Annotated in this window: 9 protein-coding genes; 4 read left to right on the top strand and 5 right to left on the bottom strand. The window is 53.8% G+C overall.

The features are described 5' to 3' along the window. Nucleotides 1-161: 161 nt before the first annotated feature. From AC2FEB_RS18630 to alaS, 3 genes are all read right to left on the bottom strand, one after another. Nucleotides 162-785 (bottom strand): transglutaminase-like cysteine peptidase, encoded by a 624-nt coding sequence (locus tag AC2FEB_RS18630; RefSeq protein WP_254683799.1) that lies wholly within the window; start codon nt 783-785, stop codon nt 162-164. 370 nt (nt 786-1,155) lie between these two features. Further along, nucleotides 1,156-1,443, bottom strand: coding sequence for a DUF1330 domain-containing protein (locus AC2FEB_RS18625; RefSeq protein ID WP_117868918.1), 288 nt, complete (start codon nt 1,441-1,443; stop codon nt 1,156-1,158). 1 nt (nt 1,444) lies between these two features. Next, the gene (alaS, locus tag AC2FEB_RS18620; RefSeq protein WP_496675994.1) at nt 1,445-4,117 is read right to left on the bottom strand and encodes an alanine--tRNA ligase; all 2,673 of its coding nucleotides are present in this window, start codon (nt 4,115-4,117) and stop codon (nt 1,445-1,447) included. Nucleotides 4,118-4,832: 715 nt separating this feature from the next. On the opposite strand from alaS, the gene AC2FEB_RS18615 reads away from it, so the two are divergent. The 3 genes from AC2FEB_RS18615 to AC2FEB_RS18605 all read left to right on the top strand — a co-directional run bounded on the left by AC2FEB_RS18615 (nt 4,833) and on the right by AC2FEB_RS18605 (nt 9,240). Next, on the top strand, nt 4,833-6,122 hold the full coding sequence (locus AC2FEB_RS18615; RefSeq protein WP_496675996.1) for a hypothetical protein: 1,290 nt from the start codon (nt 4,833-4,835) through the stop codon (nt 6,120-6,122). A gap of 549 nt (nt 6,123-6,671) precedes the next feature. Beyond that, entirely contained in the window at nt 6,672-8,318 is a 1,647-nt protein-coding gene (locus tag AC2FEB_RS18610) for an arylsulfatase (RefSeq protein WP_496675998.1), read from the top strand. Nucleotides 8,319-8,394: 76 nt separating this feature from the next. After that, nucleotides 8,395-9,240 (top strand): hypothetical protein, encoded by an 846-nt coding sequence (locus AC2FEB_RS18605; RefSeq protein WP_496676001.1) that lies wholly within the window; start codon nt 8,395-8,397, stop codon nt 9,238-9,240. A 250-nt stretch (nt 9,241-9,490) separates the two neighbouring features. Here the strand turns inward: AC2FEB_RS18605 and recA are convergent, their stop codons facing one another. Further along, complete coding sequence (gene recA / locus AC2FEB_RS18600) at nt 9,491-10,558, bottom strand: recombinase RecA (protein WP_117868914.1); 1,068 nt, start codon at nt 10,556-10,558, stop codon at nt 9,491-9,493. 192 nt (nt 10,559-10,750) lie between these two features. Between recA and AC2FEB_RS18595 the strand changes: the two genes are divergently transcribed. After that, entirely contained in the window at nt 10,751-11,344 is a 594-nt protein-coding gene (locus tag AC2FEB_RS18595) for a gamma-glutamyl kinase (protein WP_496676003.1), read from the top strand. Between the two features lie 5 nt (nt 11,345-11,349). Here the strand turns inward: AC2FEB_RS18595 and AC2FEB_RS18590 are convergent, their stop codons facing one another. Then, nucleotides 11,350-13,641, bottom strand: coding sequence for an ATP-binding protein (locus tag AC2FEB_RS18590; RefSeq protein ID WP_496676005.1), 2,292 nt, complete (start codon nt 13,639-13,641; stop codon nt 11,350-11,352). Between the last annotated feature and the right edge of the window lie 11 nt (nt 13,642-13,652).

The following is a 13,652-nucleotide window of genomic DNA, read 5'->3' as shown; positions in this document are numbered from 1 at the left end:
GCGAAGGTGAAGGCGGCGGCGAAGGTGAAGGCGGCGGCGAAGGTGAAGGCGGCGGCGAAGGTGAAGGCGGCGGCGAAACGTTCTAGTGTGGAAGCAAAAATACCGGTGCAAGATTCGATTGCACCGGTATTCACTTTCTCAAAAAAGGTTTTCAGTTTTCCTCAGCTATGCCCGTAAACACCAACCCAACTTCCGGGCCGGTTCGGGTCTTGCATACGAAGAAACAGGTACCGCGTCGCTGTCCAGGGTTTGATACGGTTTGTGAGGTTGTCCAAAACCAAATCACCGTTTGAAGAGCGGTACACCAGCACCGCATGAGGCACCCGGCGCGTGTCCAGAACAGTAGCGATCAAGAGTTTGCTTGGATCGACCCCCGCATGGATCAAGTCTCTTTTCTTCAACAGCGCGAAGTCCTCACAATCACCGCCCCTGGCGGTGGGCAGCGCCCATCGCTCGGTCGTTTTGTACTGAGATTGATCGGTGACTTCGCGGGTCGACCTGTTCACACGCCGGTTAATTTGTTCGACAACCTTCAGTTCTTGCTGACTGGACAAGGATACGGATCGCTTTCCTGCGCAGGCCCAATTGTATTGAGCGCACAAGTTGGCGGCTCCGGACGGAGGTGGTGAAGACGCGACACTTGGGATAAACCCGTTCCCGGACGCATGCGCGACCGAGGTCATGGCAAAGGTGCAGATGCCTAAAACACAGATGCTGACGACCCGCACCGAAACCGGCAAAAGTCTGGAACCAATCCGTTTGGCCAGATTTGTAAAGTGTTTCATACCTGTACCCCAATCCGGTGTTTTTCGCACGATCGCACGTCAAACAGGGTCGCATTCCGATTCATGAAACTATCTGCGAACAACCCTGCCCAAGCAATCACCTAAAAAGTTGAAGGGGAAAAAGGGCGAAATTTCGTCCGCTAATCTGACCTTTTCGCGCAAGAAATTGGATGGCGCGGCCACAATTCGGGCGCGAAGCTCTAAAATCTGCGACACCAAAGTCACGTAAGTGCCTGCAATAATGTAAAATTAAACTCAGCCCATGTTTGCGGGCTGAGTTTCCTTGATCGATTGTGACATAAGCAGATGATTGCCTATTCGTTGCCAGACTCTACGGCAAACGACGTTTCAAGTCGTGAAACCCTGGCGATCACTCTGTGATTTCAACCACAACCAATTCACGTTCACTTGCCTCGCGTGCGTGACTCAGTGCCTGCTGATAATCATCCGAATTGTAACACTCGACCGCTGCTTCAAGCGATGGGAACCGGGCGACGACATTACGTGGTCGCTCCTTGCCTTCCAACTGAACATAACGCGCGGCACGGGCGATGAAGGCTCCCCCGTGCTTGGCAATGGCTGGTCCTGCCAATTCAGCGTATTTTCCGTACGCCTCGGCATCAGTCACCGTTACATGCGCAATCCAAAGTGCCGCCATCTTATCCTCCCAAAACCTGTTCTGCGGCCTTGATCGCCGCATCCGCATTCGACGCGTCCTTTCCGCCGCCCTGAGCCATATCCGGACGACCGCCACCGCCTTTGCCGCCCAATTCCACCACGGCGGCCTTGACCAGGTCGACCGCCGAAATGGTCCCTGTCAGGTCTTCGGTAACGCCGGCCGCAACCGCGGCCTTGCCGCCTGTATCCGCGATAAGCAGCACCGCACCTGACCCAAGTCGAGCCTTGTGTTCGTCGATCAATGCCGGAAGATCTTTCCCGGATACACCGCTGAGGGCCTGTGCCATGAACTTCACTCCGTTCACATCACGTGCCTCGGCGCCACCACCCTTCCCGGCCCCGCCGGACATCGCAAGATCACGACGCAACTGAGCCACTTCATTCTGCAGTGACTTGCGTTCCTCCAACAGGCTCTTCACGCGTGCCACAACATCGTCCGGCTGCGCCTTCAGTTCCAACGCCACCTTTGCAAGACGTTGATCCTGCGCCGAAAGGTACCGAAAAGCTTCATCCCCGGTCAGCGCTTCGATGCGACGCACGCCGGCACTGCTTGCACTGTCCCCCATCACGACAAACGTGCCAATGTCACCCGTCTGGCGCACATGGGTACCGCCACACAGTTCAATCGACCATGTCTCGCCATCATGGCCCTTGCCCGTAGACGCCTTGCCCATCGAAACAACACGAACCTCGTCACTGTATTTTTCACCGAACAATGCCTGCGCGCCCAGTTTGCGCGCATCATCTGGTGTCATGACCCGTGTCTCGACAGCCGAGTTCTGGCGGATGAAGTCGTTCACCTCACGTTCGACTTTCTGGATTTCCTCAAGACTCAGCGCTTTGGAATGGCTGAAGTCGAACCGCAAACGATCGGCCGCATTCAGCGAGCCGCGCTGCGCCACGTGGTCGCCCAGCGTTTCCCGTAGTGCTTCATGCAGCAGGTGCGTGGCCGAGTGGTTGGCCCGGATTGCAGTGCGGCGCGCATGATCGACTTCCAGCTCGACAGCATCACCTTTTGACACAGCACCGCTGACGACCGTCACCTTATGTGCATAGACCTTCCCATCGGCGAATTTCCTGGTGTCCTCCACCCGGCTGAGGTGATCGCGATCTTCTAGGCGCCGCAACTCGCCAGTGTCACCGACCTGGCCACCTGCCTCGCCGTAGAATGGGGTCTGGTTCACCACGACCCAGCCGCTGTCACCCGCGTCAATCTTTTCAACCAAAGCGCCGTCAACAACCAAAGCAGCAACCTGAGCTTCAGCCTTCTCGGTGTCATAGCCAAGGAAGTCGGTCGCCCCGGCGGTATCCAGAACATCGAACCAGACTGCCTGATCAGCAGCTTCACCCGACCCCGCCCAGGCAGCTCGTGCCTTGGCCTTCTGTTTCGCCATCGCCGCGTCAAAACCGTCTGTATCAACCGTCCGGCCCTTCTCACGCAGCGCATCCTGCGTCAGGTCCAGCGGGAAGCCATAAGTGTCGTACAGCTTAAAGGCCGCTTCACCGGATAATGGCGCACTCTCGGAAAGGCCAGATACTTCGTCGTCAAGCAGCTTCAGCCCCCGATCCAGCGTCTGCTTGAAGCGGGTTTCTTCAAGCAACAAAGTCTCTTCAATCAATGGCTGAGCCTGGGTCAACTCTGAATAATGCCCACCCATTTGTTGTACGAGTGACGGTACGAGTCGGTGCATGACCGGATCCTTGGCACCCAACAGGTGAGCATGGCGCATGGCACGACGCATGATGCGACGCAGAACATAACCGCGGCCGTCATTGCTCGGCATCACGCCATCCGCAATCAGGAACGAGGTCGAACGCAAGTGGTCTGCAATCACACGGTGGTGCACGTTCTGATCCCCGTAAGGATCCACGCCAGTCGCATCGGCCGACGCTTCAATCAGTGCCTTGAACAGATCGGTGTCATAATTGTCATGGCTGCCCTGCAACAATGCACCGATGCGCTCGAGCCCCATGCCCGTATCGATCGATTGCATGTCGAGTTCGACCATCGAGCCGTCTTCAAACTGCTCGTTCTGCATGAAAACGACGTTCCAGATTTCAATGAATCGATCGCCATCCTCTTCGGCCGATCCCGGAGGGCCACCCCAGATGTGGTCGCCATGATCGTAGAAGATTTCGGTACACGGGCCGCAGGGGCCGGTCGGACCCATCTGCCAGAAATTGTCACTGGTGGCGATGCGGATGATCCGGTCTTCGGGAACACCGACCTTTTTCCAAATTTCAAACGCCTCGTCATCAGTATGATAAACCGTAGCAAGCAGGCGGTTCTTGTCGATTCCGAATTCCTTGGTGATCAGTTCCCACGCGAACGGGATCGCTTCGTGTTTGAAGTAATCACCGAACGAAAAGTTCCCCAACATCTCGAAGAATGTATGGTGGCGCGCAGTGTAGCCCACATTGTCGAGGTCGTTATGCTTGCCGCCAGCACGCACACATTTCTGCGCTGTGGTGGCGCGCTTGTAGTCACGTGTTTCCAGGCCGGTGAACAGGTTCTTGAACTGCACCATGCCCGAATTGACGAACATAAGCGTAGGGTCGTTGCGCGGCACCAGCGGGCTGGACGCCACGACCTCATGCCCCTGTTTTTCAAAGTAGTTCAGAAAGGTCGATCGGATGTCGTTCAGGGTTGGCATAGGGCTCTCTCGGCGCACGTAAATCTTGGTCTCCGCAGGTTTATCCCCCCGTCAGAGGAGTGTCCACAGCAGAGGTGTGCCCGAACGAAACAAGGCGGCCTGACGTCAAGCCACTATATGTAAATACTGACGAGCTTTCGACCAGCAGCTAGGCTGCTGGTCGTTTTCGTTTAGAAATATGAGCTTGTGACGTGCCGGAACCCAAGAAGGCTTCGCAAAATCTGCGAACAAAAAAAGTACTCGGCTTCCTCGCCTGCCTGGAGGTTTCTCAGTCAATTTTTGCCGCAACCCACTTTGTGACCTTTACGGCGTATTTCCTGACCCAAGAGAGGGGCGCGACCGACCAGCTACTCTGGGTTCAAACTTGGCGCGGGGCAAGGTCTGCGGGTCTGGAGATGAGCGCACCTATGTTTGGCCAAGTTGCGGACGGTCTAGCACCCTCAAATCCAACAAAGCTTTGGCGGAAGAATACGCAAGGCTCTCCCGCCTGAATAGAAGAACAAAGCATTAAAGTTGTCCGAGTGTTGCATGTGTCAATCACGGAGCGACCGTTGAGCTGATGCTCAGCCGGTATCGAAAGTTCGGCAAAACGGCCAAAGGAGATCCAAGATATCAGTGCAGAGCGTGCAAGAAGACCTTTTCGATTGGTCGCTCGACGAGGCGACAAAAGCGTAGAGATCTAAATGGAAAAGTCTTTAGATCGCTGGTTAATGGCGTGACGCTTTCAGCTATCTCACGATACCTCGATACATCACTTCCGGAAGTCTATTCGAAGATCGACTTCATCCACGAGCAATGCCAAGCCTTTGCAGCAGAGCGGGAGAAGCGACTTCCCGAAGTATTTGAAGGAAATAGTCCTCACTTCGCCACGAACTCACAAATCCTTCAGGTGAACTGGCCCGACAAAGGTATTCGTAAACTTGTAGAAGTGCGCCACATGTGCACCGTCCACAATGATAGCAAGTATGTCATCGCGTCTACAACAGATGTTGATCCCGACATTCACCCGCTTGCCGTCGAAAAGGCGATGGACATTGTCGGTGACAAAGACAAGCCTCGTTCTATGCGAGAGAAAGCTCGGATTTGGTTTGCCAGTGAGTACATCGAGTTCATTTGCAAACGACACGAGGCGACCAACCCAAAATCAAGTAGGTGGCACCGTAACAAAAAGCCTAAAGAGCTTGATGACGATATCAGGCTCCTTGAGAAGGCCGCGAGGGTTCGACAAGACGCGGCCGAGTTTGCGCATATCATGCTGCTCAAGAAGAAGATCGGTAAGAAGTATCGACTGCTGAACTTTTCAGTTGACCGCGATACGGGTGTCTCTTCAGCCTTTTTGGCTGTGTTTGAAAATGAAGTGCAGAAGAGCTTGGTGCGGATTGCAGACGTCACCATAGCAAAGAATGAAAGCCATCCGCGGCGCCTGGGGTTTGTGACTGATGGTAACAGGGAGTTTGAGCGCGCGGAGCATTTGATGCGTCAGGCAGGGTTCTTGCCTGGAGACGGTGATCAGGCTGTCACCAGGCCACAGGACGGCGCCATGGAGTACCTATTGGAAACCTCCTTTGGCAATATGGCGCTCTACGATATCAGGGATCTGCTAATGGATCATACCGGTCAGTTTGAAACGGCCGGCATTCACTATCCATTCCACTTCATCAATGAGCCGCATAAGAGGGTGATTTTCCGCACTGACCTGACACGATTAGACTTTGCCCAGATGGCCCAGTTCGCAGTTCGGGCGGGAACGCATCCGGTGGACATGTATCACGCTCGGGCACGAACTAAGGTCATGGGATTTGAGCGTGGCTTGGCAACCTCGGGCCGCAGAAGTCTGTGGTACTACAAGCAGTACTACAATCCGGTCATGGTTATGAAGCTGGTGGACATCTTGAGGTTTGCACATAACTACACCGACCTCATGGTAAAAGAACACAAGAGCCCCGCTATGAAGCTCGGTATTGCAAAGGGCTTTGTGTATGATCGGGATCTCTTCAGTTTCTGAACTCGGCAAGCGCAAAGCCGCTGTTTACTTTAGCATTTGAGCGGTCGAAAATTTTCGTACCAATATCTCTCTCCGCTTTTTGTAGTAGTGGGCCCAGTTCTTTCTCCTCCACGTTTGACGAAGTCTATTTCTGGGTTCGTACAAGAGGAATTTTTTGACAAATTCTAGAATCGAAATATCATAACTTGAGTTGTTGGTTCTTAGCCGCTTTCCACTGACAACCTTCGGTAAAAATGAGGCGGTCAAACTCATTTGCGGGAAAAACAAGCCCTATTCGTGGGCTAGATCGATCAAATAAGTGGATCGTTGGTTTGGACATTAAAACGACGCAAGAAGTTCCTGATAACGGTCTCCAGGATCATCTAAAGGCAGTCGAAGCATCGTCTAGTTTTTTTGGGTGATTAAACGGCGCTTCGAAAGTCTGATCTACCCAAAAGAATAGGAAGCTATTCGGAATAGCCCAAGGCGCGTTGTGTCCTGCACGGTGTATAGACCGTTAAAAGGGCGCAACTTCTTAACTTTGATGCTTTTCCCGAGAAGGAGACAAACATGATTAAACCTCACCAAGTTGCCACGCCTTTGGCTGCTTTCTTTTGTACTTTTGCGATCTCCGCAACGGCTCAGGATTTCGATCCGACGTCTTTGTCGACCTACGGCAGCAAGCCGAACATCATTCTGATCGTATCAGATGATACCGGGTATTGGGACCTTGGTGCCTATCATGGTGGCGCAGCGCGTGGCATGGACACCCCCAACCTTGATCAAATGGCCAAGCAGGGGATGATGTTCACGGACTTCTACGCTCAATCCTCTTGCACGCCGGGGCGTGCAGCAATGCAGACTGGGCGTTACCCGAACCGTTCAGGCATGACGACGGTCGCCTTTCAGGGTCAAGGTGGTGGACTGCCGGCGGCAGAATGGACGATTGCGTCTGTTTTGAAACAGGCTGACTACAACACTTACTTCATGGGTAAGTGGCATCTCGGTGAAGCGGATTACGCCATGCCAATTGCCCATGGCTATGACAAGATGGAGAATACATTCCTCTATCACCTGAACGCGTATACTTATGCTCTGGACGACTGGAATGTGCAGATGTCCGATGATCAGCGGGCATTTTACAAAGAGAACACCACTGGCGTCTTCGAAGGTGTAGCTGGAGAACCCGCCAAAGAAGTGCTGACCATTGAAGACATGACAACCGCTGACCTGGCTGCGCTGGACAAGGTTGGTGCAGAAAAGGCAGTGGCGGAACTGGAGCGTCTTGCTGGTCTGGACAAGCCGTTCTTCATGTCGATCAACTGGGCTGCAAACCACCAGCCTAACCTGCCGTCGCCTGATTTCGTGGGTAAGTCGGCGGTAAAGAACAAGTACGGCGACAAGGTGGTCGAGCTTGATTTCCACACTGGTCAAATCCTCGACAAGGTGGAAGATCTTGGAATTGGGGAAAATACCCTGATCATTTACACTGTTGATAATGGCGCGTGGCAGGATGTTCATCCTGATGCCGGCATGACACCGTTTCGCGGAACTAAGGGAACCGACCGGGAGGGAGCGTACCGCGTTCCGTTCTTCGCCAAATGGACAGGTAAAATTGCGCCGGATTCGAAGTCGAGCGACATTACCGGTGGTACTGACTTGATGGCCACCTTTGCGAGCCTTGCAGGAGTGCCGTTGCCGACCGAAGACCGGGAAGGTCAACCGACGATCTTTGACAGCATCGACATGGCTCCAGTCCTGTTTGGAGAGGCTGATCCGCAGCGCAACTCCTGGGCATATTTCACAGAAAATGAACTTTCGCCGGGCGCAGTGCGCGTTAACGAATGGAAAGCTGTCTTCAACATGCGTGGCGACAACGGTGCACGGGCCGGGTCTGAAGCCCCGGCAGCCGAATTGGGTTGGCGCGGTGCTGAAAAGTACGTTGCCACCGTTCCGCAGGTGTTCAACCTGTGGGAAGATCCCATGGAGCGGTATGACATCTTCATGACATCCGGGCGTGAGAACACTTGGACAGTTCCGACGCTGATGGGCGAACTTGAACGTGTGGTAAAAACCTACATCGAGTATCCGCCGCGTCCAGTTCAGAGCGAGTCATATTCTGGTCCGATTACTCTTACCGAGTATCACCGGTTCAAGACTGTGCGAGACCAACTGGAAAAAGACGGGTTCTCGCTAAGCCTTCCAACCGGGAATTGATGCAAATGGTTGAGGCGTCGTTATGCGGCGCCTCGACACTTTGATGACACAGTCGAGTGGGTCAGGGAGTAGCAAGGTGCAGACCAATCTGAAGGCTTCAGGTACAAATGTAACTTCGACCTGGAAATTCCTTGCCAGGTTCTTCTTTAGCCTTTTCGTCTTTCTGGGAGTATCTACGGCAACAGGCAATCCTGTAGTTGCACAGGAGAACGACGCGGCCTCAGCAGCAGCTCAGGCGAATAATCCGCTGGCAAATTTCAAAGCGGTCAACGTTCAGAACTATTATATTGGCGATATTTCCGGAACGGACCAAACTGGCAATCAGTTTTGGCTCAGGTATGCGCAACCTTTGAGCTTGGGGAACACAAATTGGGTTCTAAGGGCCTCTTTGCCTTTAAATTCATTCCCGGCACAAAGTGGGAAAACGACGGGCGTTGGTGACCTCAACGTTTTTGCCGCTTACCTTATAGATATTGGAAATCCGGCTGTTAGCTTTGGTGTTGGTCCTCAATTAACCGCGCCAACAGGTTCGACGGATGGGTCTGGATCTAAAAAATGGTCAGCCGGTATCGCGAACGTATTGTTCAACGCGTCGTCACCGATATTCCAATACGGTTACCTTCTGACTTGGCAAGCCAGTTTTGCCGGAGACAGTGATGCAAAGGATGTAAATATCGGAGCTTTTCAACCTTTTCTGTTCTACCAACTCGGTGGAGGGACATACCTAAGGTCAGCGCCAATAATGACCTACGATTTTGAATCGGACAGCTATAATGTGCCAATCGGCTTGGGTATAGGGCAAGTGTTCAAAAAGAAGGACATCACCTACAACGTCTTTGTCGAACCGCAGTACTCAGTTGCGAGCAAAGGGCCAGGGCAGGCAAAATGGCAGATCTTTGCTGGCTTCAATACTCAATTTTGAAGGTAATGCCTTTTTCCAACTACCTCCATGTCGGCCGCTCTCGCGTTGTGAGGTCTTTCGCTGCACCAAAATCCAATGCCTGTCAGTTGGTGTCAATTTTTCATCGCCTCAATCGGAGCAAAAAAGAAAAAGAGGCTGAACTCTCAGCCTCTTTCAAGATTTACCTATAGGGCCTTGGCCCGACGGGCCGCCTCTTTTATCGTCTTCTCAATGCAAAACCGGAAACAACCCAGCCTCCGGTCAGCGGCTGTTAGGCTTCGAGGATGTCATCATCCTCGGCGGCACTCGGCGGCATGTCAAAGTCCAGCCCATGAGCCGCACGAATCTTGTCTTCGATGTCCAACGCTATGCGGCTGTTGTCACGCAGGTATTGTTTAGCGTTCTCACGACCCTGCCCGATCCTCTCGTCACCGTAACTGAACCACGATCCAGATTTTTCGACCACACCGGCTTTGACACCCAGATCCAGAAGTTCGCCCATCTTGCTGATGCCTTCACCATACATGATGTCGAATTCCACCTGCTTGAAGGGTGGCGCAACCTTGTTCTTCACAACCTTGACGCGGGTCTGGTTGCCGACGACTTCATCCCGGTCCTTGATCGCGCCGATGCGGCGGATGTCTAGACGGACCGAACTGTAGAATTTCAGTGCATTACCGCCAGTCGTTGTCTCGGGGCTGCCAAACATCACGCCGATTTTCATCCTGATCTGGTTGATGAAAATGACCATGCAGTTTGAGCGGCTGATCGAACCCGTCAGCTTCCGCATCGCCTGGCTCATCAGACGGGCCTGTACGCCAACACTGCTGTCCCCCATGTCGCCTTCCAGTTCGGATTTCGGTGTCAGCGCCGCAACCGAATCGACCACGACCATGTTGACCGCACCAGAACGCACAAGCGTATCGGTGATTTCCAGCGCTTGCTCACCGGTATCGGGCTGCGAGATCAGAAGTTCGTCCAGATCAACGCCCAGCTTGCGGGCATATTGCGGATCCAGCGCGTGTTCGGCATCAACAAAGGCACAGACGCCGCCGCGTTTTTGTTGTTCCGCGATACAATGCAGCGTCAGAGTCGTCTTGCCCGAGCTCTCCGGGCCGTAAATCTCGACAATCCGCCCCATCGGCAGGCCGCCGATTCCCAACGCAATATCCAACCCGAGCGAGCCGGTCGAGCTCGCTTCGATATCCTGCGTGGCACCTTCGCCCAGCTTCATGATCGAGCCTTTGCCGAACTGCCGTTCGATCTGGGCCAGCGCACTGTCGAGCGCCTTTTGCTTGTCTGCGTTTTTCTTGTCGCTCATTGTCAGAAGATCCGCCATTATCCTGTCGCCTTCCCTTTTGTCACACCCTTGATCGGGCGGCAATCGCTGCTTTGTTCGCCTCTTGTTCCTTATGGGACCAAAAAGAGAACATTTCAATAAAAACTTACAAGATTTAGTCTTCTGCAATTGTGTTAAGGAGTCGTTTACGACAATCTGCGCGCATGGCCGTGTGACAGTTGGAGCAATTAAATGCTTGTTTTCTTTGAGGAACGCCTCGCCTTCCTTGCTGTTCCTAAAACCGGCAGCACGGCGTATCACAAGGCGTTGCGGGATCGCGCTGACCTCGTCGTCACGCACCCGCCAGAGCTAAAGCACGCTCCGGTGCGCAGATATGATCGGTTCTTCCAGAATATTTTTCTGAAGATGTACGATACCGAGATGGAAATCATGGCTGTAGTTCGCGAACCCGTAGACTGGTTGGGTAGCTGGTATCGATTTCGCAGTCGCGCAGACCTGACCGGCCACGCCCATTCAACCGCAGACATGAATTTTGACGCGTTCGTGCAGGCCTATATGACAAATCCGAGCCCAGATTTTGCCGATGTTGGCAGCCAAAGCCAGTTTTTCCGTACCCGCAGAAATGGTCGAGGCGCCACTCATATCTTCAAATACGAGCATCAGGGCAAAATTCTCGACTTCTTGCAAGCGCGTCTGAATGTACAAATCGACCTGCCACATGAGAATGTATCACCATCGGGTGACCTGACACTGACGCCTGAGACTCTGCAGAGATTTCGAAGAAGGCACGCAGAGGAATTCGCGCTCCACGACGCAGCCTTGTAAGAAGATCAATTCAGCTGCTGAAAAACCGCCTCGGTCAACTGGTTGAGTGAAAACGGCTTGGGCAGGAAGGTCGAATTGGCGATTTCGGGCCCTGAATCCCCAAACGCGCCTTCGGTATAACCCGATACGAAGACCACACGGGCATCCGGGCGTGTTTCCCGAGCTTTGCGCACCCAGGTCGGCCCATCCATGCCGGGCATGACCACATCCGTTACAAATACATCAACGTTCAAAGTCGAATCCTCCAGAAGGCGCAATGCTTCCTCGGCCGAATCCGCCTCCAGCACGGTATAGCCTTTAAGCCGCAAGGCCCGGGTCGCGAAGGCGCGGACCGGAGCTTCGTCTTCAACCAGAAGTACCACGCCTTCTCCTTGGCGCGCACTTTGTGCTTCGGGTTGAGCCGGAGAGTCCTGCTCGGCTTCTGCCACCGTGGCACAAACCGGCAGGAATACCGTGAATTCGGTGCCTCGATCCACCGCGCTGTCTACAAAGATGAAACCGCCTGTCTGCTTGACGATGCCGTAGGCCGTCGAAAGCCCGAGTCCCGTGCCCTCACCCGTGCGCTTTGTCGTGTAGAAGGGTTCGAAAACCTTTTGCAGTTTGTCGCAAGGTATCCCTACACCGCTGTCCACGACCCTGACCGTAACGTACTCCCCAGGCTTTACGGTTGCCCTGTCGCGACTGAGCGGTTGCGTCAGGTTCAACACCTCGGTCTCGATACGTATTTCGCCCCCGTCCGGCATGGCGTCGCGCGCGTTGACGACCAGGTTCATCAGCACCTGTTCCAACTGCCGTTTGTCCGCCCGAACCGGCTTTAATACTGGATCATGGCTGAGAGTCAGTTGAACTTTCTCGCCAACCAACCGGTTCAACAAGTGAATGAGGTCCGAGATCGTGTCCCGCAAATCCAGAACTTCGGGCCTGAGGGTCTGTTTGCGCGAGAATGCGAGAAGCTGGCTGACCAACGCAGCGGCCCGGTTGGCGTTCTGATTGATCTGCACCAGATCCCCGTAGTCCGGGTCATTCTGATCGTGGCGCAACAATAGCAGATCGCAGTGCCCGGAAATGGCCGTCAGCAGGTTGTTGAAATCATGTGCAACCCCGCCAGCCAGCTGGCCCACAGCTTGCATTTTCTGCCCTTGAACGAATTGAGCTTCCAGAGTTTTCAACTCGGTCGCATCATTCAGAACCGCAATCAGAGAAATCTTGCCATCAACAACAACACGGCTCAACGTGACCTGCACAAAGATCTCTTTGTCTTTTCTGGTCAACTGAAGAAACTCAGAACGTTGGGCTTCTTCTTCCGAGGCTGTGCGCGCAAGCCAGTCCAGAATGGGGCGCCCCAGGCCCCGCATGATATAAGTGATATTGGTGTCTTCGAGGTTTTCGTTTCCCAGCAGCTTATTCGCCAACCTGTTGGCATTCAGAATGGCCCCCTCGGGAGAAAGAGTAAGGACCGGAACCGGAAGGTCTGCAAAAGACGTACTGGCTCCGGGTGCCGGAGTCTGGATGAGCGGCACCAAACCAAGGCTTCGCTCTTTGCTGGTACGGGAAAGTTCAGTCACAGCAACCTGAATCATCCCGTCCAGTGACTTGATTATGCTCGAAGCTCCGATCTGTGGGTCAGCATCACAGAAGATGTCGCGAACACCACCGGGACGGGACCCAAGCAACCTTTTTGCCGCCGGATTTGGACACACCACATCATTCGCGCATCCTATTGTCAGAACCGGCAAATTGATCGACTGCCAGCTTCCATGGTCTGACTGGTGAAACCGCCAGCAAAAAATGTCGGGGGCCAATTGAAGCACAGTTACACTGTTCGTGTTTCCCCTGATCGAGTAGTCTTCCTTAGCCCGCCCGAGTGATCGGGCCTGAGATTGCAACCTCAACAAAACCACCTGAGGGTTTGGGAAAGTTGATCCGAGGCAGCATGCAAGGCTGGCTCCTTTTGCCGCCCCAAACTGGTTTCGTGCTGGTGTGTTGGACGCCAGAATGTCGCCATAGGCATTGGCGATCAGGAAAGGTGATTCTTCCTGTTCCGCAAAGGCGGCCATTACGGCAGTGGCTTGTTGCGCTTGCCTGGCAGCAACCTGACCCTTGATCACGACGCACAACGTTACGAACAGAACGGACATTCCCGCGACCATCATGCCCATGGTCCAATCCGGTGGCAGCAGCCCGACCACAGGTGCGAAACTGATCAATAATGCCAACCCCACCAACGACCAAAGACGAGAGGCAGAGGGCGTTTGGACAAGGGAAGGGTCACTGAAAAATTCTGCTGTGTCAGACATAAACGGCTCGG

The organism is Ruegeria sp. YTSC106 (genome assembly GCF_059609765.1).
Note: the sequence above shows the minus strand (reverse complement) of the source record. Positions and strands in the feature narration are given on the sequence as shown.